Origin of the sequence: Paenibacillus sp. FSL R5-0341, from assembly GCF_037975235.1 — a bacterium.
In the GTDB taxonomy this organism is placed as follows: domain Bacteria; phylum Bacillota; class Bacilli; order Paenibacillales; family Paenibacillaceae; genus Paenibacillus; species Paenibacillus amylolyticus_A.
Genome location: NZ_CP150241.1, coordinates 6,428,783 through 6,455,330, shown reverse-complemented (window position 1 = coordinate 6,455,330; position 26,548 = coordinate 6,428,783). Strand labels below are relative to the sequence as shown.

Annotated in this window: 17 protein-coding genes and 1 pseudogene; 16 read left to right on the top strand and 2 right to left on the bottom strand. The window is 46.8% G+C overall.

Translation table 11 applies throughout. From position 1 onward, the window contains the following. Positions 1-87: 87 nt before the first annotated feature. The 9 genes and pseudogenes from MKX75_RS28870 to MKX75_RS28830 all read left to right on the top strand — a co-directional run bounded on the left by MKX75_RS28870 (position 88) and on the right by MKX75_RS28830 (position 10,032). Positions 88-1,533, top strand: coding sequence for a WXG100 family type VII secretion target (locus MKX75_RS28870; protein WP_339167817.1), 1,446 nt, complete (start codon positions 88-90; stop codon positions 1,531-1,533). Between the two features lie 38 nt (positions 1,534-1,571). Then, complete coding sequence (locus MKX75_RS28865) at positions 1,572-2,072, top strand: hypothetical protein (RefSeq protein ID WP_139331903.1); 501 nt, start codon at positions 1,572-1,574, stop codon at positions 2,070-2,072. A gap of 252 nt (positions 2,073-2,324) precedes the next feature. Beyond that, positions 2,325-2,732: a contact-dependent growth inhibition system immunity protein gene (locus MKX75_RS28860; protein ID WP_076332172.1), complete on the top strand. Its 408-nt coding sequence runs from the start codon at positions 2,325-2,327 to the stop codon at positions 2,730-2,732. A gap of 301 nt (positions 2,733-3,033) precedes the next feature. Beyond that, positions 3,034-4,584 (top strand): nickel ABC transporter substrate-binding protein, encoded by a 1,551-nt coding sequence (gene nikA / locus MKX75_RS28855; RefSeq protein ID WP_339167815.1) that lies wholly within the window; start codon positions 3,034-3,036, stop codon positions 4,582-4,584. Continuing rightward, complete coding sequence (gene nikB / locus MKX75_RS28850) at positions 4,584-5,531, top strand: nickel ABC transporter permease (protein WP_339167813.1); 948 nt, start codon at positions 4,584-4,586, stop codon at positions 5,529-5,531. Before nikA ends, nikB begins: the two co-directional genes overlap by 1 nt. After that, positions 5,528-6,382 (top strand): annotated as a pseudogene (gene nikC / locus MKX75_RS28845) (nickel transporter permease). Before nikB ends, nikC begins: the two are co-directional and overlap by 4 nt. After that, positions 6,379-7,179, top strand: a complete 801-nt coding sequence (locus tag MKX75_RS28840) for an ABC transporter ATP-binding protein (protein ID WP_036671813.1) — start codon at positions 6,379-6,381, stop codon at positions 7,177-7,179. The pseudogene nikC and the gene MKX75_RS28840 overlap by 4 nt, the downstream one beginning before the upstream one ends. Beyond that, positions 7,176-8,147 (top strand): dipeptide/oligopeptide/nickel ABC transporter ATP-binding protein, encoded by a 972-nt coding sequence (locus MKX75_RS28835; protein ID WP_339167812.1) that lies wholly within the window; start codon positions 7,176-7,178, stop codon positions 8,145-8,147. Before MKX75_RS28840 ends, MKX75_RS28835 begins: the two co-directional genes overlap by 4 nt. A 379-nt stretch (positions 8,148-8,526) precedes the next feature. Beyond that, complete coding sequence (locus MKX75_RS28830; RefSeq protein WP_339167810.1) at positions 8,527-10,032, top strand: malate:quinone oxidoreductase; 1,506 nt, start codon at positions 8,527-8,529, stop codon at positions 10,030-10,032. 105 nt (positions 10,033-10,137) lie between these two features. On the opposite strand, the gene MKX75_RS28825 is transcribed toward MKX75_RS28830, so the two are convergent. Then, complete coding sequence (locus MKX75_RS28825; protein WP_339167809.1) at positions 10,138-13,227, bottom strand: ATP-binding protein; 3,090 nt, start codon at positions 13,225-13,227, stop codon at positions 10,138-10,140. Between the two features lie 178 nt (positions 13,228-13,405). Here MKX75_RS28825 and MKX75_RS28820 point away from each other — a divergent pair, with 178 nt between their 5' ends. Together MKX75_RS28820 and MKX75_RS28815 are read left to right on the top strand one after the other, a co-directional pair. Then, on the top strand, positions 13,406-14,542 hold the full coding sequence (locus tag MKX75_RS28820; protein WP_339167808.1) for a response regulator: 1,137 nt from the start codon (positions 13,406-13,408) through the stop codon (positions 14,540-14,542). A gap of 155 nt (positions 14,543-14,697) precedes the next feature. Then, positions 14,698-18,465, top strand: a complete 3,768-nt coding sequence (locus tag MKX75_RS28815; protein WP_339167806.1) for an S-layer homology domain-containing protein — start codon at positions 14,698-14,700, stop codon at positions 18,463-18,465. Positions 18,466-18,574: 109 nt separating this feature from the next. On the opposite strand, the gene MKX75_RS28810 is transcribed toward MKX75_RS28815, so the two are convergent. Further along, positions 18,575-19,189: a TetR/AcrR family transcriptional regulator gene (locus tag MKX75_RS28810; RefSeq protein ID WP_145150680.1), complete on the bottom strand. Its 615-nt coding sequence runs from the start codon at positions 19,187-19,189 to the stop codon at positions 18,575-18,577. Positions 19,190-19,356: 167 nt separating this feature from the next. On the opposite strand from MKX75_RS28810, the gene MKX75_RS28805 reads away from it, so the two are divergent. The 5 genes from MKX75_RS28805 (at position 19,357) to MKX75_RS28785 (ending at position 26,513) form a co-directional block, all read left to right on the top strand. After that, a complete protein-coding gene (locus MKX75_RS28805) occupies positions 19,357-19,950 on the top strand; it encodes a cysteine hydrolase (protein ID WP_339167804.1) in 594 nt (197 codons plus the stop codon). Between the two features lie 268 nt (positions 19,951-20,218). Then, complete coding sequence (locus MKX75_RS28800; RefSeq protein ID WP_076332165.1) at positions 20,219-22,327, top strand: TerD family protein; 2,109 nt, start codon at positions 20,219-20,221, stop codon at positions 22,325-22,327. 170 nt (positions 22,328-22,497) lie between these two features. Then, positions 22,498-23,370 (top strand): AraC family transcriptional regulator, encoded by an 873-nt coding sequence (locus MKX75_RS28795; RefSeq protein ID WP_339167803.1) that lies wholly within the window; start codon positions 22,498-22,500, stop codon positions 23,368-23,370. Between the two features lie 351 nt (positions 23,371-23,721). Then, positions 23,722-25,347 carry a rhamnogalacturonan lyase B N-terminal domain-containing protein gene (locus MKX75_RS28790; protein WP_076332163.1) on the top strand — a complete coding sequence of 542 codons (1,626 nt, stop codon included), beginning with the start codon at positions 23,722-23,724 and terminating at the stop codon, positions 25,345-25,347. Between the two features lie 215 nt (positions 25,348-25,562). Next, a complete protein-coding gene (locus MKX75_RS28785) occupies positions 25,563-26,513 on the top strand; it encodes an SMI1/KNR4 family protein (RefSeq protein WP_339167802.1) in 951 nt (316 codons plus the stop codon). Positions 26,514-26,548: the final 35 nt, after the last annotated feature.

The window sequence follows — 26,548 nt, the reverse complement described above, 5'->3', positions numbered from 1 at the left end:
GGTGAAATCAGGATGTTAGCCGGATAGTTTACATATTACGCTTCTGCTAACATAGGATAATCCTATTTCAAATGAGCGGAGAAACGTATGAGTACAATCAAAGTTACCCCTGAACAACTACATCACGTATCAAATCAGGTGGATCAAGCCAGACAACAGTTGGAGAGTATACGAAGTGATCTGACGAGACAGATCATGTTCGTTCAGATGATGTGGATGGGCGCGACGCAGGAGCGATTTTACTATGAGTTCGAGCAGTCACGACCTATACTGGATAAAGCGCTGGAGAGTATGGTGAATACATCCAAGGAATTGAAGGATATCGCCACGCGTTTCCAAGATGCAGATGCTCAGAAGGTAAGTCTGGGTGGTGCAATTGGAGCAGTAGGTGCCGCAGCTGTGATGACCAAATCAACAGGTGATTCTGGTTCGGGTGATAAGGGCTATCGGATGGCGTATAACGCGATGCTTGGTAAAATGATGCCTGTGAACGAGAAAGGTGTTACGGATCAGGCTGCCCTTCAGGCTTATCAGAGGGATCAGGGAAATCTGGACTTTAATCGCATGCAAGCTGTGAATCTTGAACCGCCTGGGGAAGATATATTTGCGTTACAGATCAAGGCGTTTGAGATGGGTATTCATCCTACGACAGGAGAGCCTGTATCAGATAAGTATGCTCAGATGATGGTGACCTCTCTGAAGTTTAGTCAGATATTCATGGCGATTCAGATGGTTCGTGGGAGCATGCCGGGCAGTAAAGGACCGTTACGATTGCCTGCTTCTAATCCTGCTGTGGCGAAGATTAAGCAGCATATTGAGGCTGCTAAGGCGAAGAATGGTAAGATAGAGGGTAAAGCTACAGAGGTATTAAGAAAACCTAACATTGAAACAGAAAATGTGATAAGAAAAATAGTCTCTGGAGATAATGTACAGGATATTCGTAAACATGCTAAAAAGGTGACTGTATATGATAATTATTCTGAAATTGTTACACATGATAATAAAGTAGTAAGAATCAATAAAGATGATATGCCGAATTCTTCGTTTAACAAGTTGGATGAACTTATCCTCTTTGAAGATAGCATTTCAGATTATGGTATGAAATCATATGATAAAATCAGGAATATACAATTAGAGGATGTTCCTGATGTTGCTAAGAATACAGGCTTAAATATTTCAGACATTACAAATTTAAAGAAACATTTATTCTTAGAGAAACATGAAATTCCGAAAGCAGGAGGGATTCTGATCAAAAAAGAACATTTCTCACCTGACGATGAAATAGCATATGCTTGGCAATTAGCTCAGAAAAAAGAACTCAATCAAGCCCAGAAGGATTGGTTTAAACAATTAGCCGATCATGAACTTACTGAAGCAAAATTAATGAAGGAGGGAATTCCGTACAGACGTATAGAGTCATGGTCAGATGATAAGAGAACGTATACTGATCAACCTCCGAATGATGGCGCACATCGAAAGGCACCTGAGCAACCGGAATATGGTACATTTGAAGGCTTTGATCCATTTAAATAATCGCAAAATACTAAACAAAACTCGGAACAGTGGAGGCAATGATGAGTTATTTTTCCAAAGGAGTAGAAAGAATAAACAATATAGATTGGAATCTATCTGGTACTATAGACGAGCCTTCAAATATGGCGCTAATACAAGAATATATAAGACGAGCAGCAGTGCTAATTACATTATATGATCTAGAAACACCGTATCCTTTCTTTAAAGCTTCTCATGCAATTGGATTTGATTGTGATCTGGGTATATCAGAAAAGTGTCCTGGGTTGAGCGGGTTAAAAAATACGTTTATGAAAGGAACATGTGAAGCTTATCTAGAGTGGTTAAACTTGCAGGATACTGGAAATGAGATTGCATTGGAATTCCATGATTTGTACGAACCTCTAATTCTTCTGATTGAAAGAGGAGGATCCCTTAGAAGACGACATGGTGATATTATTGCTGGGGGTTATGCATTCCCTTTGGCAAACGCTGACTACATGTCAAAACAGGCACCTATTGATATTAGTGATGAAGGCTTGCAAGCTTGGGTAAACCAATAACTTTCTCGCCATTCAAGGCAATTTTTAAATGAAGCGGCCTACCTGCGTCCTATAAGATCGTAGATAGGCCTTTTTAATCCGGATGCATACTTAGTCAGGAAGAACAGGTTTTATATTTTCTAAATCTTTTATCGCTAGATTCTCCGCTATTTCTGAACAATCATAAGAAATGTTCGCTCTATACATTTCAGATTTATCTAATATTGCTTGATTTTTATTAGTATTACCTAATGCTGGAGCTGAACAAAATAAATGAGTAAACTAATTAAAGAAATATATTCAATAAATCAAAATATCCAGACTGATAACTCTGAGTCACCTTTAGATCATTGGTACGATAGACTTATAAATAAGAAAGTGGATGAGCTTGACTTAGAAGATGTTAGTAGAATGTTGGGCCAACATGTATTTATAGATCTTGGTATAGAAAAGGCTATAGAAATTTTATCAGAAGATCCCCTTGCTGGGGAGATGTATGATGGACATCTGTTGAAGCTTCTTTGTTCTATTGAAACGAATAATTTTAGAGACTTATTACAACTGAAAAAATTACTCCAGACTATCAAGAGTAATCTTTCTCAGTTCGAATGGGCTGATGAAGAAGATCAGGAAGAGTACGCTGAGTTATTAGAACGTTTTCTGAAAAAGGTTAGCCTTTAAAATTGTGATAACAACATCGAGGTTACTGGTCACATATGCTGGAAGACTACGAAACTGGATTGTAACTTTTCGAGAAACCCTGCATGGTTCTACATCTAAACAATCCCGGATCGTAAAGAAAATACCTACTAATCAAGCCATCATATGTAACAAAAAACATGAAGAATCCGCTCTCATCCGAGAGTCGGATTTTTTCTCGTTCTAACACCAATATAACTCTTGTCAAAACGTAATCATTACGATATGATAATACTCATTGTTTAGATCATAATGATTACGATTAAGAGAGAGGGGCATTACCTTGAATAAAAAGACGCCACTGCTAGCGCTGGTCTCCTTGGCCTTGAGCGCTGGACTGTTGAGCGCCTGCGGATCATCTGAGTCCAGTCCCGCTGCGCAGCCATCCACTGATAATAAAAATGTTCACTTCCTATATAACTTCTCCACCAGTTCCCTAGATCCACATGTGGATTCTAGCTATGTGCCGCTGCGCGCGGGCATTACGGAAACGCTGGTTCGTCTCGATGAAGAGAATCTGACGGTTGCTCCATGGCTCGCCGAGAGCTGGGAGAGCGAAGACGGGCAGCATTGGACGATCGACCTGCGAGATGATGTGACCTTCCAGAACGGCAAGCCGATGACGGGTGAGTCCGTTAAGGCATCCCTTGAGCGGGCGCTGGAAGAGAATGTAGCCATCCAGAACGCGCTGAAGATCGATACGATTGAAGCCGAGGGCGACAAGCTGGAGATCACTACAACTCAGCCGTTCCCGGAGTTCGCTTCCGAGCTGGTGAATCCCAACACGGCGATTATCGACGTGAGTGAGCCGGACATTGTGAACAAGCCTATTGGTACGGGCCCTTTCAAGCTGACTTCTTTTACCCCAGGCAGCAAGCTGGAACTGGATCGTTATGATGAATACTGGGACGGAGCATCGCCTCTGGATTCCATCACATTCTCATTCAATGAAGATGCTAATGCCCGCACACTAGCGCTTAAATCTGGACAGGTAGATATCGTATACCGTCCAGAGGTCGAGAGTCTCGAATCGCTCAAAGCGATGGACGGCATGACCGTTGAATCTACATCGACGTTCCGCGTGCATCAGCTAACGATGAACATGCAGCGGGAGAGTATGAAGGACCTTAATGTTCGTCGTGCGTTGGACGCGCTGATTGACCGTCAGGGCATCGTGGATACGATCCTGCTAGGATATGGCGAAGCTGCTATCGGACCGTTCCTGCCATCACTGCCCTTCGCACCAACCTATACGGATACAGCAACGGAATCTGGAGCTGATGTCGCTGTAAAATATCTTGGCGAAGCAGGGTACACGCAGCAAAACGGCGTGATGACCAAGGACGGCAAACCGTTGCAGTTGACGCTGCTGACGTATTCGGCTCGTGCCGATCTGCCACTAATTGCTCAAGTGTTCCAATCTGATGCGAAGAAGATCGGTATCGACGTGCAGATTCGCCAGATCGACACGCCGGAAGATTATATGGCGTCCAACCGCGACTGGGATATTGCGACGTACAGTAATTTGACGGCTCCTCGTGGGGATGCAGGATATTACCTGAATGCGACGTACCATCCGAAAGGTGCTCTTAACTTCAGCGGATCGGAAGATCCGGAGCTGACCAAGATCATCGACGAATTGAATCTCACAGTTGCACCAGAGAAGCGCGCAGAGCTAGCCGAGAAGGCAGCAAACTATGTGCATGATAACGTACTGAATTCATTCGTGCTGCATCCAGGTACGATCGTTGCCTACAACGGTAAGAAGATCAAGAACTGGGTTACCACTCGTAGTGAATATTACATGATTACCAATAAGCTGGATGTGATGTAATGTTTCGCATTTTGCTTCGAAAGTTCCTTGAGGTATTTATCTTTCTGTTGTTCATTATGTTTGTGAGTTTCCTGTTCATTCGTCTGGCTCCCGGTGATCCCGTGCTGACGATCCTGAATGTGGACGAACTGTCCGTTAGTCATGAGCAGGTCGAAGCTGTACGCGAGGAAATGGGCTTCAACGATTCGCTTCCTGTCCAGTTTGGTAACTGGTTGCTCGATTTCGTTCGACTCGACTTCGGCGTATCGTATTCAACAGGCCAGCCCGTCATGCAGACCCTGATGCGTGCGCTGCCTGCTACGGCTGAACTGACGATTGGCGCACTGCTGGTCATGCTCGTTATAGCTATCCCGCTCGGCTCACTGTCAGCACTCCATCGTGGCAGTTGGATTGACCGGGGCAGCCGCATGCTCTCCATTGTGGGTGCGGCGGTGCCGAGCTTCTGGCTGGGTCTGATCCTGATCGACATGTTCGGCGTACGCTTTGGCAATCTGCCGACCATGGGCCGGGATGGATTCACCTCACTTATTCTGCCATCTCTGACGCTGGGACTTGCCATCTCCAGCGTTTATGTGCGTCTTTTGCGTTCCAGCCTGCTAGATTCACTCAGTCAGGAGTTCGTTCGGTCCGCCCGGGCAAGAGGGTTATCCGAAAGCCGGATCTTCATGCTACACGCGTTTCGGCATAGTCTTCCGCCTGTCATTACGGTATTTGGCGTAAGTCTCGGCAGCCTGATTGGCGGAGTTGTCGTGATTGAAGTGTTGTTCGCTTATCCGGGTATCGGCAAGCTCGTTGTCGACGCGATCCGTCAGCGTGATTATCCACTGATCCAGGGTTACATCCTGATCATGGCCATCGTGGTATTCCTCGTGAATACGGCGGTTGATCTATCTTATCGTTATTTAAATCCTGAAATGAAACTCAAGGAAAAGGAGGCCCACCGATGAAAACCACTTCCCTGCCCATTCCGCCTACAAAATCTAAAAAACATAGCTGGCAGGCGATCATTGGTCTGCTGTTTGCCCTGCTGGTCATCGCGGCCTCCTTATATGCCTTTTTATACTTGAAGCATGATCATACCTTAACCGATCTGCGCGGACGATTGCAGGGCGCAAGTGCTCTCCATCCGTTCGGCACCGACCACCTGGGCCGCGATGTTCTGACACGTCTGTTGCTTGGCGGCGGCCAAACACTGGGGTATAGCTTGCTGGCACTCGGTGCTGCATTGCTGATTGGCATTCCGTTTGGACTGATTGCAGGCTATAAACGCGGCTGGGTCGACAAGCTGTTCATGCGGATCGCTGATGCTTTTCTCGCTTTTCCTGATACCATCGTCGCGATTGTGCTCAGTGGCCTGCTTGGCGCGGGAATCGGTAATCTGGTATTGGCGATCGTAATCGTAAAGTGGGTTAGCTACGCCCGTCTCGTTCGGAGTACAGTTTTATCGGAGTCCTAAAAGGATTACATTCGCATCGCCCGGACCAACGGACTATCGGACGGTCGTATCATGAGAAAGCATCTGCTTCCCCATATTGCAGGCCATGTGCTCGTGTTAGCCAGTCTCGATCTGGGCAAAATCATCCTGCTTATCTCTTCGTTGTCTTACATCGGCCTTGGCGCACAGCCGCCAACACCTGAATGGGGTGCGATGCTGAATGACTCACGGCCTTACTTCCAGTCCCGGCCAGAGCTGATGATCTATCCGGGCCTTGCCATTGTCTCTGTTGTATTGCTTGCCAACATGCTGGGCGACTATCTGCGAGACCGGTTTGACGTGAAGAAGGAGGTGCAGCCATGATTCTCTCCATTGAGGAATTGAGCATCTCCAGTCGGGATCGTACAATTGTAGATCAAGTCTCGCTGGCTGTTCGTGAAGGTGAATTCATGGCATTGGTTGGACAGAGCGGTAGTGGCAAAAGCTTGCTCTCGCAAGCCATTGGTCGTCTGCTGCCGCCCAACCTGCATGCGTCGGGGCGAGTCATGTTCGAGGGCAGTAATCTGCTCGAACGGAAACCAAAGGAGATGCGCGCCCTGCGGGGAAGCCGCATCTCGTATATTTTTCAAGACTATCAGGGAGCGTTTACGCCATTTCGCAGTATTGGTGGGCACTTTGATGAATACCAGAAGGTACATGGGGAAAAGTCTTCTGCCATCCGCAAGAAAAGGGCTGAGGAAGCATTGGAATCGGTTGGCCTTGGTGCTGAATTGCTGCGCCGCTATCCGTTCCAGTTGAGCGGTGGACAGCTTCAGCGGGCATCAATTGCTACATCGCTGATGTTGTCTCCTCGTCTGCTGATTGCTGACGAAGCAACAACGGCACTGGATAGTGTATCCGGACATCGCGTATTGGAGTTACTGGCACGCAAACAAGCGGAGACGGGCTGTGCGATTTTGTTTATAACGCATGATTGGCGCCATGTACGTCGCTATGCGAACCGCTTGGCTGTGATGAAGGAAGGGCAGATCGTCGAATCTGGCGGGAAACATCGCATTCTCGATCATCCTCAGCATGAATATACGCGCCAGTTGATTGATGCGGCTCCCGTCCTGAGTCGCTCGCTGAAGTCGGGATTGAAGGAGGCAGGAACCGAATGAAGACAACTGCAAATGATGAACGTCCTGGACTCATGCAGTCCGAAGAAGAATCTGGTGTGCGAAGCCACGATTTTGCAAAAGACGTAAACCATGTAGACATAGATAATGCAGTCATAACGACTACAGATACAGATCTTGCGGATACAGATACGAATAAAAATACCGCCGGTTCAGACAATGCTTCATCTTCCAATATCCTCAGCAATCCTGTGCTTCACGTGGAACATCTCAGTCGAACGTATGCAGGTGCAGACCGGCCGGCTGTGAATGATATTTCCTTCGCCCTGAACCGCGGCGAGTGTCTTGGCCTGGTTGGTGAGAGTGGGTGCGGCAAGAGTACGCTCGCCCGCTGTCTGCTACGAATTGAAGATGCAGATAAGGGCTCGATTACACTGGGCGGACAGGATATCGCACGGCTGAGCGGCCGACGGTTGCGACCTCATCGCCGGAAGATTCAGATTGTTTTCCAGAACCCGATGGCTGCACTGAATCCAAAGCTCAAGATTGCCGATTCGCTAATCGATCCGTACGAACAGCTTGGACGGAATGCCGAGTTGTCCCATTTTACCTATACGTCGAAGGAGGCTTACGTCCAAAAGCTGCTTGAAGCTGTCGAGCTTCCAAGCGATTTGGCTGGACGTTACCCCCATGAGCTGAGTGGTGGACAGCGTCAGCGTGTCACGATCGCGCGTGCCATTGGCATTGAGCCGGACGTTGTCGTTCTGGATGAACCGACGGCCAGCCTGGACGTGATCTCGCAAGGTGCCGTTTTGCAGTTGCTCACCGATCTGCGGACATCGCTTGGTCTGTCATACGTGTTCATCTCGCATGATCTGGCTGCAGTACATCGCATGAGCCAGCGTATCATCGTCATGCGGGAAGGTCAGATCGTTGATCGATTTGGCGCGGATGCGTTGTTCGCTGAAGAACGCCATTCGTATACAAAAGAACTGATTTCGATCTTCTGAGTACTCCCGGAAACGCCGGGGGTGGGAATCGTTAATTTTATATAAAAAGCCGCCTTACGAAGTGATTCGAAAGCGGCTTTTAGTGCATCCATTTGATCACCCAAGTCCCACTAAAACCGAGCACCTTTCTTTGTTTTGAACAAATATATCTTTCAGGCCTATAACCGGGCTAACGTTCCGATGTAAACTAGCGTATACTGATGGAATAGCAAATATCTTGAAATTGCATATTTAAATTGCTCTATATTATTGATACACTAGATCAAGGTTATATTCATTCAGAGAAGGTGCGATCCCGTTCAAGAATGGGCTTGCTGCAAATGCCAAATCGATAACGCTTACATCCTTTTGGCAAATATAGGATATAAGGACGGTAGACATGAGCCAGGGACAAACGAGTACAGATGTTATCTTGATTGGTGCCGGAATTATGAGTGCAACTTTGGGAACTTTGCTAAAAGAATTGGCACCAGACTGGAATATTAAGGTTTTTGAAAAGCTCGCCACTGCAGGAGAGGAAAGCTCCAACGAATGGAATAATGCCGGAACCGGGCATGCTGCATTGTGCGAACTTAACTATACCGTTGAACGACCAGACGGAACCGTAGATATTAGCAAAGCAATTAAAGTGAATGAACAATTTCAGATCTCAAAGCAATTTTGGTCCTATCTCGTCAATAGCCGTCTGATTCGTAATCCGCGGGACTTCATTATGCCGATTCCTCATTTGAGTTATGTGCACGGAGAGAGTAATGTCCAGTTTCTGAAAAGACGTTATGACTCCTTATCGAATCACCCGCTGTTCGCAGGTATGGAATTCTCGGATGACAAGAAAGAGCTGGCGAAATGGATGCCGCTGATGATGAAAGATCGCACAAGTAATGAACCTGTTGCAGCGACCAAAATTGACACCGGTACGGACGTTAACTTTGGTGCTTTAACGCGTATGCTGATCAAACATTTGAAGGAACAACACGTGGGTATCCACTACGAACATAGCGTGAAGAATATGAAACGTACCAGCGATGGACAATGGGAATTATCCGTGAAAAATCTGAAGAGTGGTGCAGTCGAACGCCATAAGGCGAAATTTGTCTTTATCGGCGCGGGCGGCGGAAGTTTGCATTTGCTCCAGAAGACGGGCATTCCGGAAGGTAAACATATCGGCGGATTCCCGGTCAGTGGGATCTTTATGGTGTGCAAAAATCAAAAAGTCGTGGAACAGCATCATGCCAAGGTATACGGCAAGGCTTCGGTAGGGGCTCCGCCCATGTCCGTTCCCCATCTGGATACTCGATTTATCGACAATAAGAAGTCGCTGCTATTCGGTCCGTTTGCCGGCTTCTCACCGAAGTTCCTGAAGACCGGTTCCAATGCCGACTTAATTACGTCGGTTAAGATGCATAATCTGCTTACGATGCTCGCAGCAGGTGTCAAAGAAATCTCTTTGACCAAGTACCTGATCCAACAACTGATGTTATCCAAAGAACAACGTATGGCTGAATTGCGTGACTTTGTTCCGGGTGCGAAGAGCGAGGATTGGGATATGGTTCTGGCGGGGCAGCGTGTGCAGGTGATCAAGGATACCGTCCAAGGTGGCAAGGGTACGCTCCAATTCGGTACGGAAGTGGTCACGTCTGCAGATGGAACGATTGCGGCTTTGCTAGGTGCATCACCAGGTGCATCCACCGCAGTTCAGGTCATGCTTGAGATTCTTCAGCGTTGCTTCCCGCAGCATATGGAGGCATGGGAGCCGAAGATTAAGGAAATGATTCCTTCCTATGGCATATCACTTGTGGAGAACCTGGATCTTCTCAAAGAGGTTCATTCTTCAACAGCCAAGGCGCTGGGGTTATCGGATGAAAAACATGTCCTGCACGTATAACGATTAATCGAATCGTGTTAAATAAGAATCAGGCCAAAGAAGAGAGCTAAGCCGGGATGAATCCCGTGCTTAGCTCTCTTTTGGTTTATTTAACGATTTTATCACTCAGACTCCTGTGCTGCGGTCCAAAGGGATGACAAAGGAAACCTTCGTACCTTGGCCCGGCGAGCTGACGATGCTTAAGCCCTGTCCATACATCTGAGTCAACCGGCGATGCGTATTGGTTAATCCAATGCCTCCGGTTCCGCCGGGTCCTTTCTTGGGCCATGCCAATGCCCGTTCGATCTGCTCAGGTTGCATCCCCACACCGTCATCCTCGATCTCGATCAAGGTACCCGTTGTTTGGTTGATAATCCGGATATGCACGGTTCCACCCTCAACTTTGCTGAGAATACCATGTCGAACGGCATTCTCAATGAGTGGTTGAATGGTGAGTGGCGGCAAGGATAGATCCAGATCATCGGGGATATCCCAGATGACGTTCAACCGATGCATGAATCGTTCTTTCTCAATGTAGAGATAGGCTCGTGAAAGATCCAACTCATGAGTGACCTCCACCATCTTCTCCGAATTGACGAAGTGAAAGCTGGTCTGAAGATACTCAATAAAAGCATCGCCCAGTTTCTGCATTCGCTCTGTGTCCATTTCACTAAGAACCATGATTGAATTGAGCGTGTTAAAAAGAAAATGGGGCTGAATCTGTGCTTGTAGGTAAGCAGCCTCCATGCGTAGCCGCTCATCGATGGACTGTTTCAACACAATTAATGATCCGATGCGATGTCTTAACTCAACGGCATCCACGGGTTTGGTGACGTAGTCCGTAGCGCCAGCCATGAATCCAGCGTACACATCGGCTGGTTCGTTACGGGCCGTCAACAACAGGATGGGAAGCTCTGATACCGAATAACGCTTGCGTACGTTTTCTGTCAGTTCATAGCCCGACATATGAGGCATCATCACATCGGCAATCAGTAAATCCCACGGCTCCGTATCCAGCAATTCAAGTGCTTCAAGTGCCGAGGTCGCAGGTTGAATATGGTACGGTTCATTTGCAAGCATGGAGATCAGTACTCGCAGGTTTACAGGGTCATCATCGACGGCAAGAATACGTGCGGCAGTCTTATCGTGAGATCCGGTCTGGTGCTGAGGTTCTGCAATCGCAATTTCCTCGAAGCTGTGAACATCGCATCGCTGCTCCGTCTGATCCGATAGCGATGCGGTATCTTCCCGTGGAAGCGAGATCTGGAAGATGGATCCTTGCCCAGGTACAGATTGCACGGTGAGTTGGCCGCCATGGAGTTCGGTGAGCTGCCTGCTGATATTGAGACCGAGGCCGATTCCTCCGCTTAAACGGGCCTCTGGGGTCCCTTGTTCATACGCCTCGAATATTCGCTGCTGTATCTCCTCGCTCATACCAACACCTGTATCGGAAACCTGAATCAAGACGTGCTCTCCATGTTCCCGAACAGACACGGTAATGGTACCCTCATCGGTAAATTTGAGCGCATTATGCAACAGGTTGTAGAGTACCTGAACAAGTCTTCTCTCATCGGCCTGAATCAGCGGCAGCGAATCTGGAATATCCACCTTCATCTGGATAGGCCTACCTTCTGCCATGAATCGGAACATACCGATCACACCTGGAATGACAGATGCAAGAGATAAAGGCTTCTTCTGAAGCGTAATCCGTTTTTCCTTCAGGCGAATCACATCAAGCAGGTCATCAACCAGTTGGGACATGCGTCTGCCGATGGTAACTAACAGTTTCATGTCTTCTGCCTGCTGGCCACCTGATGTACGCCGTTCACGAACCGCGATGCTCTCGGCAATATTGATGATGCCATGTAGCGGTGTACGCAGCTCATGAGCCGTATTCACAAGAAACTGATCCTTCTGGCGGTCCTCCTCTTTGAGCTGTTCGTACAACTTCTCGATTTCACTTGAATTGCGGAAGTATTTCCTGAACCAATAGGCGGAGAAGCCAAATATGGCCGCGATCACATCAATCGGATAATAGACATTTGTAATTTCGTTATGCGAGTTCACAATTCCCCACAGTACGCTGGATAAGCTGCTGGTTGCTGCAAAGAGCAAAAAGCTTGCGTCGCTTCGCTTCTCGGCTGCCATTCGGAAGAACAGGTACACAGACCAGCCGATGGCAAACAGATAAAGGAAATCAGAAATCCCAATTTCAAGTGCATGGTAGATCAGGGTCACGGGTGCCATTAGCAAAAATACACAGTAGATTCCAAGCACGCTGGCATAGATACGGAATAGTTTACGTCCTTGTAGACTATGGGAGAAGCTTCTAGCCATCTGTAAAAGAAAGAATGCGAACAATGGATAGGACAACGCTTTGGCCTTAACGATCCAAGTGAAGTTGAGTGGAATCCAGCTCAATAACAGACTGTCATGGTCGGAGGCGACCGTTAGGGCAGCTACCAGCGTCAACATGGAGAACGTCAGCAGAGCTCGTTCCTTCTGGATAAACAGAAACATGACAAAAGCATATAGACTGTGCAAGAGCAGTATGGCGAACGTAATCTTTTGCAAATCGATGGACAGTCCTCGTTCACTTCCAATGGCTTCTGGAGAACCAAAATAGAGAGAGCGCGTGATTCCACCGCTATAAGGGTCGTCAAAATTGGCTGTCTGTACCAAAAGATTGAGTTCGGTGGAACCGTCAAGTGCATAAGAAGTCGTAAATGCAGTCCTTTCTGGTTGATAGGCTTCGGCATGGGTGGCAGGTTGACCGAACTCGGCAACAATGGTCCCGTTCATCTCGATGATCGATGATGTTTGGATTTTCTGAGCCCAGAGAGAGACTTCCTCCACAGATGGATCTAAAAGTATACGAAGACGGTACGTTCCATATCCGAACGACGATGAGGAATGTGGTAATGCATTACGCCAGTCACCGGGAACTTGAATATGTGTGGATGAGTTATCCACTATCTGTACGTCACGATTAGAAATGAACGCCTGCGGGTAAAATTCCCATTCTCCATCCAGAGATATGGGTGAAGTGTTGGCGAGGTCCCACCCTCGAAGGTCTAACAGGCCATTAACGGGTTCAGGATGTTTGGGTATAGTGAAAGACTCGGACCATATCCAGCGAAAACCAAGTAAAATAGTCAGGAATAGAATCGACAGCACTACATATCGGGGTATCTTTTTATAGGTTATTGGTTTCATGGCAGACTTTAGTTTTCGACAGTTTACTTCAAATTCCTGCATGCCCTCCGCCAATGGTGAACATATTTTTTAAATACCGGAACATAGATTCTATATTCAAATGATAGCGGTCCCACACAAGGATTTATGGTAAAATTATAGATTAAAGGGTGATCAGTGAGCCAGAGGAGTTGTGCATATGAGAGTGATTTTGGTAGATGATGAATATCTCGCTCTGAGCAGGTTGAACAAACTGTTGCTAGAGAGAGAGGATTGCGAAGTTATCGGCTCTTTTCTGACGGCACAGGAAGCCATAGATCAGATCGAAATTCATCTGCCGGAAATCGTCTTCATGGACGTTCAGATGCCGGGGATGAACGGGATCGAGGCAACCGAACGTATCCATGAGGTTTCTCCTGGAACAGAAGTTATTTTCACAACCGCATATAACGAACATGCACTGACCGCCTATGGGCTTGAAGTGCTCGACTATATTATGAAGCCTGTAACACGTGACCGTTTGGAAAAAACGATGAAAATGTATCAACGCCGAACAGTGCCGGCAAATCTGAATGTAGCAGAAGGACCATCCATGATTATGCGCTGTTTGGGAATGCTTCAGGTCCAACTGCATCCAAATGAGTTACCAAAACATATGAAGTTCAGAACAACCAAAATCAGAGAGTTATTCGCCTATTTGCTTCACCATCGGAACAAACCGATTAAGCGAGATACGCTACTTGAACTGTTGTGGCCAGAGTTGGATGAGCGGAGGGGTATATCCAATCTGCATAGTGGCATCCATCGCTTACGTAGCATGATGAATGAATTCATGGGCGAGGATAAGATGGTCATTCGCTATCAGCAGTTTGGTTATCTATTGGAAACGGGTGAATTCAGGATCGACGCGGAAGAATGGGAGAGTCGTCTTAACCGATTGTCTCTATTATCCTCCTCTACAGTAGCTGAGCATCGGCAGACTTCGGATCAATATGAAGGCAAGTATTATGGCGAGGACGATTACGTATGGGCTGAGTTAGAGCGTCAGCGCTTGCATGCATTATGGCGTAATCATGCCATGCAACTGGCACAATATTACATCGAAGTGGGACAGAATGCAGAAGCACTCACGCTATATCACCGAGTGCAGCAATTCGAGCCATCATTGGAGCAAGTCGGACTGGCGTTAATGAAGATCTATGATCGATTAGGCAATAAAGATCCCGTGATCGCTCAATATAACCAGTTGGTTACTGCGTTAGAGCAAGAGGCGGGCATACGTCCTGGCTTGGAAGTTGAATTGTGGTACCAGCAATGGAAACAATCGAATATTTAATTGAAAATATACAGCCTTGCAGCTTCAGTTGCAAGGCTGTTTTTTTGTTGTATTTGTTAGCGAAAAGGTTTGGTAAGAGTTTGGTAAGAGGCTATGTGTAGAATAAGCACGATGAGGGTCGACAATACGCGAAATGTAAAAGAGGGAGGATAAGTATGTCGTTTTTGTACAGTAAGAAGTGGAAAAAAGGATTTAAAGTATCCGTAGTAAGCATGTTGTTATTAAGCACATTCATCTCTTCAATTGGTTCAGAGAGAGTAAGCGCAGCTAGCGCCCCTGTTCCAGGAGGAACGGGTCTTGAACCTGTGTTATGGCTGAAAGCAGACTCGGATGCTACCACGGCAGACGGTTTACTAACAGATTGGAAAGATCAATCAGCTAACGAGGTAGGATTTGATCTGGTTATTCCTACTGGGAAGACAGCACCGAGTTATAATCCGGGAGGAATTAACTTTAATCCCAGTGTAGCTTTCGATAATCCGACAGGTTGGAATCACTATAATAGCTCAGTAAAGTTTGTAGGTGACAAACCGATTACGTTCCAATCAGGCTATGCCGTTTATAAGTTTAAGAGCGGCGGAGCACTTGTGGGAGCGACTGAGCCTACAGGAACTAATGGTGTCATTATTATGGGCGGATATGGAGACAATTTTACTACAGGTAATGGCGTGCATAGTATCTTTGACTACTACAATCCAGTGGATAGAAGTCGAGCTCAGATTGTGAACTTCGATATCGTTAGCAATACCGATCATACGGCTCGAATAGATGGTGCTGGAGCTAAATTCACAAATAGGATGAACTTTGATACGTTTACCTTTACTCCTGTAATTGGTGCGACTAGCGGAAGAAACTATAACTGGAGTGGTCTCGTAGCCGATGTTGCTGAGATTATTTTGTATGATAATCAGACAGCTAACGACGCTTCAAAAATTGAGTCTTATCTGGCCATTAAATATGGTATTACGCTCAACAACGGAGCAAGTCCTTATCTTTCAACTAACGAAAGTGAAGTTTGGACTGTCGATTCCAAGTATAAGCACAATATTGCAGGAATCGGCAAAGATGAAGCACAGGGCTTGAATCAAAAACAAAGCCTAAGCATCAATGCTGGAGTACCACAAGTCGCCGTAGGTGTTAACACGTTGGCAAGTACAAATGCGGACAATCCCAGCGTTTTGACGGATCAACAATATCTGGTATGGGCGGATAACGGTCTGCCATTAACCTATGATCAGCCTATAAATAAACCGGGACAATATCATGCACAAAGAGTTTGGAAAGTGCAGAATACGAATAACGTGGGTGAAGTGGAGATTGGTATCCCCGCAGTGTCAGTTCCAGCAGGTTATCAATTACTGGTAAGTGACAGTGAAGATTTTACAGATGCATCTGGCTATGAATTGAGCCTCAAAGATGTAAATGGAATTCCACATTATACAGCCAAGGCGGCATTAAAAGATGGCGAGTATTTCACGTTCAGTGCGTGGGCACCAAAATACACAAGCGCCAATGTAAGTAATGTGTCTGTGACAGAAGATGAGGTTATTGTAACGTTCGATGAGGAACTGGATTTTTCGAATGTAGCAAATTTAACTGGCTTCAAGCTGGAGATCAATGGGCAACCAATCACGATTGACAGTTTCGAAAAAGGGGCGAACAGCAAGACATTGAAGTTAAGAACGAGTCAGATTATCCCTTCCAATGCATCAGTAATCGTGTCTTACGATATTGAAGAAGGTAATTTAAAAGGGACTAACGGCGCCCCGGCTCAAAGCTTTAGCGAAAATGCTGTGACAAAGGTAGACAAGTCCTTGCTGCAAGCCAAAGTAACTGAAGTTACAGGCGAGGATCTAGAGGAATCCGAGTACACACCAGCGAGCTGGATTGCACTCAAAGATGCGATGAATGAAGCAGAGCGAGTGTTGAATGATCTGACAGTGACTCAAGCGCAGGTAGATAAGGCGCTTTTGGATCTGACAGATGCAAGAACGGGCCTAATCCCTACAACATCTGTACCCGTTGTAGATAAATCAGTTTTGCAAGCGAAAGTAACTGAAATTACAGGTGAAAGCCTGGAAGAGTCAGCGTATACGCCAGCGAGCTGGGAAACTCTCGATGATGCGATGAATGAAGCAGAGCGAGTGTTGAATGAACCGACAGCGACTCAAGCGCAGGTAGACAAGGCACTTCAAGATCTGACTATCGCTAGGACAGGACTTACTAAAGTGAATGGTGCTGACACGTCAACGCTACAAACGTTGATTCCATCTACAGGAAGTTTTTCTCCGGCCTTTGATCCGGCTAAAGATACTTACGCAATTTCTGTGCCGAATAGCGTATATCAATTCCAGCTAACGCCAACGGCACTTGATCCACTTTCCAAGATTGAAATAGCTGTTGGAGATGGAGAATGGAACGAGGTTACAAGTGGTAATGCAAGTGAGAATCTACCTCTCCAAGTCGGTGGAAATACGATTCTTGTTAAAGTCACAGACGCCCTTGGTCATGTTACGGAGTATAAAATCAACGTGAACAGAGCATCCAGTGACAATGGTAACAATGGTGGAGGCAATAATGGCGGCGGTGGAAATACGGGAGGTAACAGTGGAAGCACACCAGCACCTACACCTACACCTGCGCCAGTACCAACGCCAACTCCGGTACCCGTGAAGGATAATTTGGAAACAACACGGGATGGTAGCCATCAACCGTTTGCTACATCCAAACCATCTGACAACAAAGAAACGTTGGTTCAAGTTGATCCAGCCAAGCTGAATGTTGCCATGTCACAAGGCACAGGACAGCAGTTTGCCATTCATTCACCGAATGATGGGGATATGAAGGTGGACGGTTTAACCCTCGAAACTCTGAAACAATTAGTGGATCAAGGTTCCAAAATGAACATTAGCAATCCGCTGGCGATCTATCCGGTACCTGGCGGTAAAATGGACTTGAACGGTGTGTCCAGAAAGCTTGGTAATGCAGCGTTGAATGATATTGATGTCCATATCGATATCGCACGTTCCTCGGATGCTTTGATTGACAGTGCCGAGACAAGAGCCGCATCCCAAGGATACGAGCTACTTGTCACACCGGTTGATCTGGATCTGACGTTTACGAAAGACGGACAGACCGTTCGATCAGAACAGCTTAACGGCTATGCACCGAAGTATATTGCACTTCCGGAAGGTATCGACCCGAACCGGATTACTACAGGCGTAATCATTAATCCGGACGGTAGCATCTTCCATGTACCAACGGTTGTCACTAAGATCAGTAGTCGTTACTACGCACTCATTAATGACTTGCGTAGCAGCGGAAGTTACTCGGTTATCTGGAACCCGCAGGATTTTGAAGATGCCAGATCCCATTGGGGCAAAACCGATGTGAACAACATCGCTGCGAGATTAGATCTGCAAGGTAACGGAGATAACACATTCTCACCGAACCGTCAGGTTACTCGTTCTGAGTTTGCCGAGATTGTTGTGCTTGGACTGGGCTTAATGCGTCAGGATGCACCACAGAATCTATTCCCTGACGTTAACGATTCCGCATGGTTCCGCTCTGCGGTAGCCCTTGCGAATGAATTCGGTATCGTTCGTGGTTACGATAATGGCAACTTCTACGGTAATCAGGAAATCACACGTGAGCAAGGATTTGCTATGGTTGCTCGTGCCTACCGTCTGATTGAACCGGAAGCTTCAATCAGCCCGGATCAGGTGAATGCTGAACTGGAACATTACAGTGATGCAGCCAATGTATCCAATTGGGCAAAAGAAGATGTAGCCCAGTTAATTGCAGCTGGAATCATTCAAGGTAACGGGCCAGAGGTTCTGAGTCCGAAGACAACGATGACCCGTGCTGAGGTCACCGCATTGATTGCAAGAATGTTGAAAGTAACAAACCTGATTGATCAATAAACACAATCTAAAACGAAAAGCCTTTGCTGACATTGGGGGTCGGCAAAGGCTTTTTCATATTTCATTTTAAATATAAAGGGAATTTCATGATTTTCTGCTCCCAAATGAATTACCTACGCAGACCATCACATAGGATCGACACAACGCGTTCCGGGAAAATTCCTCGATCTCCGGTGGCCTGAAGCACACCGATCAGCATGATTTTAATATCCTCAATGCTTGCATCTGCTCGGACAGAGCCGTGTTGCTGTGCTCGCTCAAGTAGTAAGGTAATGCCACGCCAGAACTCATTCGCTATCTCTGAGCGGCCAGTATCTATAGTCAGACTGCTAACCAGAGCATCGGTAATCGCCTTGTTGGCAATCCCCTCGCTTATGATCTTGGTGAAATATTGAAAAAATGCTTCGCCCGGATCGTCGTGATGAAGCAATTGATCCGCCTCTTCCATCAGCCGCATCTTGTGGCTGGCAATGACGGCCCCGAACAGATCTTCCTTCGTTGGAAAATGGCGATAGACCGTGCCTATACCGACACCGGCACGCTTTGCAATCTCATCCATTGAGACAGCAATGCCCTCCGTTTTGAAAATTTCATGCGCGACACGGAGCAGCTTATCCCGATTTTTCTTGGCATCTGCACGCAGTGTCTTCTCTGGAACCTGAGTGACGATGGATTCAGTATTCGTAACCTGACCGTCAGGAGTAGGATTAGTATTTTTAGACATTATGGGATCAACACCTCTTTCATAAATATACCCCACTGTTGATTTGTTGACAAACGGAGGGTGTCCTCCGTATAATCTTAAACGGAACCGATCCTCCGTTTATTGCGGGGAAGTAATATACGATCTATTCTGAATTTCTCAACTCAATTCCAAAGGAGAAGGATAATATGCCACATTCAATGAGCAAAAGTGCGTTGCTGATCATGGATATGCAAAAGAGTGTCGTGTCCCAGTTTGTTAAAGACAGAGAGGACCTGCTACCATTTCAAAAAGCGATTGAGACTGCACGTCGTCATGCGATTCCTGTGATCTACGTAAGAGTAGCGTTCCGTCCGGGTTATCCAGAGATTAGTTTACGTAACAAAATGTTCGGCGGAATTCCTGGTCGGGCTGGAGCTGGAGCAGATGCGGTGGCAGCCATGGAAGCTGCGGTGCAGATTGATGAATCTGTACAACCCCAGCTGGACGAACCTATTGTGACCAAAGTTCGGGTTAGCGCATTCGCCGGAAGTGATCTGGAGGTCATTCTTCGGTCTCACCAGATAGACACACTCATTCTTAGTGGTATTGCGACAAGCGGTGTTGTTCTGTCGACTTTGAGAGAGGCGGCGGATAAAGACTATGCGCTCACCGTGCTCTCGGATGCTTGCATCGATGCCGATCCTGAGGTTCATCGTGTACTTATGGAAAAAGTATTCCCTCTTCAAGCAGAGGTCAGATCTGTGGATGACTGGGCAGACTCATTATCCAATACAAATTAGTTCATCTTACCGTGTCGTAATACTTTCGCCCTGTTGGCAGATCGTGGAATCTGAGATGATGGGTTCACCAGAGGTTCGGGTGACGAACTTCGAACCGCTGGCCTTCAGGCTATTGCGATCCTTCCTTCTACATCATTGGAGATCATAGGGTCGCAGCTCTCCTGAAGATTTTATTTCAGAGAGGAGGCGTCCAGGCTATCACATTCCTTCCTTCTAAAGCCATCTACCAAATGTTAATAGGGATGTGGCTTTCCTGGACTCTTTTATCATGAACAATACGATCTATTTGCGCAGAGCGAACAAACTCATTATCGAATCAAACGAAGGGAAACAAGAGTTGCCGAAGACTCATCTGGCGACCGCCCTTAAAAATATTGAAGCACTCGGATACACCTTCTCGGATGAGTTAATGCAGGCGATGCGGCAGCTGTCCAAGGAGCAATTTGAAGAGGTATATATTCAACTTGTGGCTGATCTGAGAGTCATGGTTGGCGCACATGTGAAGTACACTCCGATGTATGCAGGATTCCCAATGCAGGTGATGCAAGCGGATGAAGCGGAGTTATACCTTAATGCAATTATTCATTATCTGACCAATCTGACTGTGGTCTATCCGGATCAACAATCTGTGGAAAGAATGCCTTTGCTGGAGAAGACGGCCTTGAAAGTCATTGGTTTGGGAAACAAACAAGCATTCCAGACGCTGATCCGCCAGATCATTGAAGCTAAGGGTTCCATCTCGGAAACAGACAAGGCAGATATCGACATGGTGTTGGAGCATGCAGATCCAAGTGAAGTGGATGCGATTCTACCTGCTGAGATTCCGTTCAAAGAAAATGTGGGCTTTGTGGTCGCCTCGCTGTTGAAGCATGAAAAGGCGAACCTCGACCGAATTAGTCCGTATTTCAAAACGGTAAGTGATGTCCTCCGTCTGGCTGTTGCCTGGTCCAATGGTGATGTTAGCCTCGCTGTGGCTTCTCCCTTCCGAAAATTCAAACGGCGTGAGAGACGCCTTTTGCTCGGATTGCTGGAGCAATGTGGCTCCATCACGGAGGATATGTTGCGATATAAGGATCGCTGGATTCGCCTTGGCGAAATTCTGCATCCATCGGAATATAAGCTTCGGTATCCGCGATGCGAAGAAGCCTTTGATATTTTGCGTAATAATAAGCCATTTTCGACCTTCAACGGAAGTGTCGAACTTGCCTTCCAATATCGGAATGTCTGGAGTCTGATCGATCTGTTGTCACAGCGTCCAGGTGAATTCGCGAGAAGACTGGATCACTTGTTGCGGATGACCGAAGATGAAACGTATGTACTGCTGGCATTTGGTGAGGTACTGGAGCAAGTATCCACCCCGGTGTTATTGCAGGTACGACAGCATTTTGCCCGCCGTAATGAACCGCAGGATCTGCGTGTCTTCTTCCCGAAAGGCAATGTCGCCAAAGCTTTTGCTATTCCGAATGAGTTGTCAGAGATCGATGAAGCCACGTGTCAGGATGTCGTGCAATTGTGTGAGCAGGCGCTGGTAGAGCGCTTCGCTGCCCTTGCCCCGCTTGGGAAGACTTATGTCGATCCACAGCTTCATGATTATCTGGTGCCCTTTTCCCAGAGATCGGCGAGTAAGGCTCTTCATACCATTGTTCGAGGGAGTCGTGTGCCGATGGCAGAGGGAGATACGATTCGTTTCTTCAATTGGTGGAAAGAGGGGGACGTGGATGGCAAATCCACAGGACGCGTGGACATTGACTTGTCTGCGGTGATGTACGATAAGGACTGGAACTATGTGGAGCATATTTCCTATACGAATCTGCGATCCTCTAACTATAAGGCTGTCCATAGCGGAGATATCGTGACTGCACCTAACGGAGCAAGTGAGTTTATTGATCTGCATATTCCATCCATCGTGGCTTATGGTGGACGATATGTGGTGGCAACACTACTTTCGTTTACCAGTCATCCGTATTGTGATCTGCCCGAATGTTTTGTAGGGTGGATGATGCGGAAGAAACCGGGGTCTGGTGAGATTTTCGAACCGTGTACCGTAGCGAACAAAATCGATATTACCGCGGATACGCAGATTGCGATCCCTGTCATTATGGATCTGGTTGAGCGCACTGTCATCTGGACAGACCTGGCGCTGACAAGTCATCCGGATTACTACAATAATGTGGAGGGCAATCAAAAAGGTATGGTCCTGATGGGTAAAGCACTAACGACTTTACGCAAACCTGATCTGCATGACTTGTTCATGCTCCATGCCAAAGCTAGAGGAGAGCTGGTGGATACAATAGATCAGGCGGATACAATCTATTCGGTCGATCAAGGCGTTACGCCGTATGATATCGAGCAGATTATGGCGGAGTATCTGATTTGACCTGTTTGACTTAAATGCTAGCGAGATGTAAGTATCAAGGTTAGAGAAGAGCAGCGGAATGCTGCTCTTTTTTTCTGGTTCGGGTACAAAGACCCTACAGAATGGTGCAGGTAATGTCGGATGCAAAGAGAATGACTTTGCTAAGCTTGGATTAACGTGGGAGGGATGATATGAATACGTTGAGACAGTTAAATGAAGCTTTGAATTACATTGAGGAGCATCTGGTGGATGTCCTGGATATGAAGGAGATTTCCCGAATTGCCTGCTGCTCGGAGTATCATTTTACACGTATGTTCTCTTTTCTTAGTGGTGTAACGCTGTCGGAATATATTCGACGTCGCCGCTTGACGCTTGCGGCCATGGAGCTAAGTCAAAGTGACAGCAAAATCATTGATATTGCGCTGAAATATGGGTATACATCGCCGGATTCTTTCGCTAGGGCGTTTCAAAGCATGCACGGCACTACGCCCTCCGAAGCGCGAAACCATGGTCCGTCCCTTAAAGCCTTCCCGCGGATGACATTTCAACTGACCATTCAAGGAGGAAGCGAAATGAACTACCGTATTGAAGACAAAGAGGCTTTTCGAATTGTGGGTATTCGTAAAAGGGTGCCAATCGTATTCAACGGGATAAATCCGGAGATCGCTGCGATGTACCAGAGTCTTACACCGGAATTGATCGATACGATTAAGGGGGCATCGAACGTCCAGCCTCTGGGCTTAATCAGTGCTTCAGCCCATTTCAGTGAGGAACGTATGGCGGAACAGGGAGAACTGGATCATTACATTGGTGCAGCTACGACAAAAGAGACGCCTGAAGGACTGGAACACCTGGAGGTTCCTGCTTCGACGTGGGCAGTATTTACCGTCGTTGGCCCGTTTCCAGGCACGCTTCAGGAGGTGTGGGGCCGGATCTATGCGGAATGGTTTCCTTCATCGGACTATGAGCTGAGTGAGGGTCCGGAAATGCTATGGAATGAGCACAAGGATGTTACTGTAGAGCAATATCGAAGTGAGATATGGATACCTATTCGGAAGAGATGATGCATCTCTAGTTTGATATCTGCGGGCGCAGCTTTTTGAAGCTGCGTTTTTTGTTTTAGAATTTGCTATCGGATATATGAGCCGTTTTTCATTGCAAGTATATGTAATATAATGGTATTATTTTATTGGAATTGTAAGAATTCTTGTATGTAGAAGAGTGATTTAAGAAGGGGGTGGCGAGATCAGGTTTACATGATGTGATGACTCTATTCTATACGCACACAGACATAACATTTCAGTGACTATGGACATGCCCGCATAGCAGACATATCGATATGAGACGGAAGTGTCAGTTGTTATATATCATTATGTAAGCGCTTTATTGAATGAGTTCCAAGGAGGGATTTACTCATGACCAAAAGTATAGTGAGAAAGGCGCTTGGTTTGTTTTTAATCATCGTTATGATCGCAACAGCTGTTGTATACCCTGCATCTACCGGACACGCGGCAACCATTAATGTGACCGATAACGGCTCCAGAATTGAAGTAAACACTGGGTCAGGATTAGTCTATGTGGTGAACAAAACCAATGGGGATATTATCTCAGCCAAAATGAACGGTACGGAGCTGAACAGCAATAGAGGATCACATATCGGCTCAGGTTTGGGCTCCTCCGCCAATGTGACGTGGAATACCTCTCCTTCAGGATCAACCGTGTTAATCACGGTATCCACAAGCACACTGACTCACTATTATGCTTCGCGTGGTGGCGAGAATATCATATACATGGCAACGCATATCACGGCTCAACCTTCGATCGGGGAGCTGCGGTACATTTTCCGCGGTAATGGTAGTGTGTTGACAGGTGTTCCGGCGAATTCCAATAATCGAGGTAACACTGGAGCGATTGAAAGTCAGGATGTGTTCGGGTTTGCAAATGGACAGTCGGCCTCCAAATATTATGGAAATGATCAGGCCAAAGACTTATCCGTTCGTGGAGTTACGGGTAATGGTGTAGGTGTATTTATGGCCTACGGGAATCGGGAGAAAAGCTCCGGTGGTCCATTCTTCCGCGACATCCAGTTCCAAAGTGGAACAGAGACGGAAGTATATAACTACATGAACTCGGGACATGCACAGACGGAGAATTGGCGCCTGGGTCTGCATGGGCCGTACGCTCTGATCTTCACAACGGGAGGTACGCCAAGTGTACCCGATTTCAGCTGGATGTCTGGTCTGAATCTGCAGGGTTGGGTATCCAGTCGGGGGAACGTAGTGCTTAACGGCCTCTCCGGGATGGATACGGGTTATGCATATACAATTGGGTTCGCCAATAGCAACGCCCAGTATTGGGTGAGTACATCTTCAAGTGGAGCGGCCGCCAAATATAGCATGATCCCAGGGACGTACACCATGACAGCCTATAAGGGAGAACTGGCCGTATATACGGAAACGGTTAATGTCACGGCAGGCCAAACGACGACACTGAATACACGTACGATTAACAATGACCCGAGTCAAGCCTCAAGCATCTGGCGAATCGGTAACTGGGATGGTACACCACGGGAGTTCCTGAATGGACAGACGATTCCGATTCGTCACCCGTCCGATAGTCGCAACCCAAGCTGGGGACCGGTTAGCTACGCTACAGGAAGTGCGACCAATCGATTCCCGGCAATCCAGTTCCGTGGTCAGAATTCTCCAACCACAATAACGTTTAACTTGAATGCATCTCAAGCGGCATCTTCTCATATGCTCAATATCGGGATTACCGCAGCCTACAATAATGGCAGACCGAGTGTATCGGTTAATGGACGTGCTTTAACCAATCCTGCTGCATCTTCACAGCCCAATTCTCGTAGCTTCACCATTGGTACCTATCGTGGTAACAACACAACCTTTAGCTGGAATGTTCCAGCATCCTACTTCGTCAATGGTTCCAATACCATCACAATTACGCCGATCAGTGGTTCCAGTGACTTGGGTAATTGGTTGAGTGCAGGTTGGGTCTACGATTGTGTTGAGCTGCTGAATTGAGTTAAGAATTCAAATGTTGTACAAGAAATAAAGGAGGTAGCCTGCCTGGTTTTCATAACAGGGTTCAGGTTACCTTTTTTAGTTTCGGTATTGGAAATGATAAGATATCGATTCATAATATGTCTAAGAATCTTACGTTACTGGAGATGGTAATCCGTATAGTGGTATAATTTTCAATACGTAATCATGAGTGAATGAACGGGGAGGCCAAAGGCATGAGAGACGATCTGTTGGTTCAATTGCAAGAGTGGCATGAAGAGGATGAATTTCAGGAAATTGTAGATGCAATTCAAGCGATTCCTGTGGAAGAAAGGGACTATGAGCTGGTTAACCATTTGGGACGAGCGCTAAATAACCTGGAACGGTATGAAGAAGCGGTCGAACAATTCCTGACGGTTGCTAAAGAGGGCACAGGTGACCCACTCTGGCATTATCGGATTGGACTGGCTTATTATTATCTGGAGCAATATGCGCATGCGCAGCAAGCGTTCGAAAGAGCGGATGAATTGGAGCCTGAGGATGATGATACGCTGGAGTTTCTGGAATGGATTCGAAGCAAAATGGAGGAGCCGTCCGAGTCTGAACCTGAAGTTGAAACGGATCCAGAGGCTAGTGAAGAATTCCGTGTACCCGTTGACGTTGTAGCGACCCTTCCAACGGTTCCCAGACCAGAATCCGGCGAATTCTGGAACGATAGTGAACAGGCCTTGGAGCATTATGTGTCCAATCCGCCAAGTGATGGTCTCATTGACTCTGTGGAGGAGCAATTGGTGTTCCGACTCCCTGCCTCCTACATTGAGATGATGAAGCTACATAATGGTGGTATTCCGTACAATCGTTATTTCCCTGTAGCGAATACAGATACAGGAGCTACGGATTATGTCGAAATTGAAGGCATACTGGGCATTGGCCGTGAGAAGCCTCGCACATTAGCCGGTGCACAAGGTAGCTGGACTTTGATTGAACGTGAAGGCTATCCTGAGATTGGTGTAGTCATCGCAGTATCTCCTTCGGAGTCGGGGGTTGTCATGCTTGATTATCGTTCATTCGGTAATGATGGAGAACCCGAGGTGGTCTATGTGAAAAGGGAGAATCCCAAAGAGACCATTCCGCTGGCACCGAACTTTGAGACGTTTATCCAAGGATTAATGACCCCGGAGGTCTAGAACCTTATGGACGATAGCACGTTAAGATATATGGA

Excerpts from the sequence above, each read along its gene's own strand:
- MKX75_RS28870 (WP_339167817.1), top strand. The coding sequence starts at position 88 with ATGAGTACAATCAAAGTTACCCCTGAACAACTACATCACGTATCAAAT.
- MKX75_RS28865 (WP_139331903.1), top strand. The coding sequence starts at position 1,572 with ATGATGAGTTATTTTTCCAAAGGAGTAGAAAGAATAAACAATATAGAT.
- MKX75_RS28860 (WP_076332172.1), top strand. The coding sequence starts at position 2,325 with ATGAGTAAACTAATTAAAGAAATATATTCAATAAATCAAAATATCCAG.
- nikB (WP_339167813.1), top strand. The coding sequence starts at position 4,584 with ATGTTTCGCATTTTGCTTCGAAAGTTCCTTGAGGTATTTATCTTTCTG.
- MKX75_RS28840 (WP_036671813.1), top strand. The coding sequence starts at position 6,379 with ATGATTCTCTCCATTGAGGAATTGAGCATCTCCAGTCGGGATCGTACA.
- MKX75_RS28835 (WP_339167812.1), top strand. The coding sequence starts at position 7,176 with ATGAAGACAACTGCAAATGATGAACGTCCTGGACTCATGCAGTCCGAA.
- MKX75_RS28830 (WP_339167810.1), top strand. The coding sequence starts at position 8,527 with ATGAGCCAGGGACAAACGAGTACAGATGTTATCTTGATTGGTGCCGGA.
- MKX75_RS28825 (WP_339167809.1), bottom strand. The coding sequence starts at position 13,227 with ATGAAACCAATAACCTATAAAAAGATACCCCGATATGTAGTGCTGTCG.
- MKX75_RS28820 (WP_339167808.1), top strand. The coding sequence starts at position 13,406 with ATGAGAGTGATTTTGGTAGATGATGAATATCTCGCTCTGAGCAGGTTG.
- MKX75_RS28815 (WP_339167806.1), top strand. The coding sequence starts at position 14,698 with ATGTCGTTTTTGTACAGTAAGAAGTGGAAAAAAGGATTTAAAGTATCC.
- MKX75_RS28810 (WP_145150680.1), bottom strand. The coding sequence starts at position 19,189 with ATGTCTAAAAATACTAATCCTACTCCTGACGGTCAGGTTACGAATACT.
- MKX75_RS28805 (WP_339167804.1), top strand. The coding sequence starts at position 19,357 with ATGCCACATTCAATGAGCAAAAGTGCGTTGCTGATCATGGATATGCAA.
- MKX75_RS28800 (WP_076332165.1), top strand. The coding sequence starts at position 20,219 with ATGAACAATACGATCTATTTGCGCAGAGCGAACAAACTCATTATCGAA.
- MKX75_RS28795 (WP_339167803.1), top strand. The coding sequence starts at position 22,498 with ATGAATACGTTGAGACAGTTAAATGAAGCTTTGAATTACATTGAGGAG.
- MKX75_RS28790 (WP_076332163.1), top strand. The coding sequence starts at position 23,722 with ATGACCAAAAGTATAGTGAGAAAGGCGCTTGGTTTGTTTTTAATCATC.
- MKX75_RS28785 (WP_339167802.1), top strand. The coding sequence starts at position 25,563 with ATGAGAGACGATCTGTTGGTTCAATTGCAAGAGTGGCATGAAGAGGAT.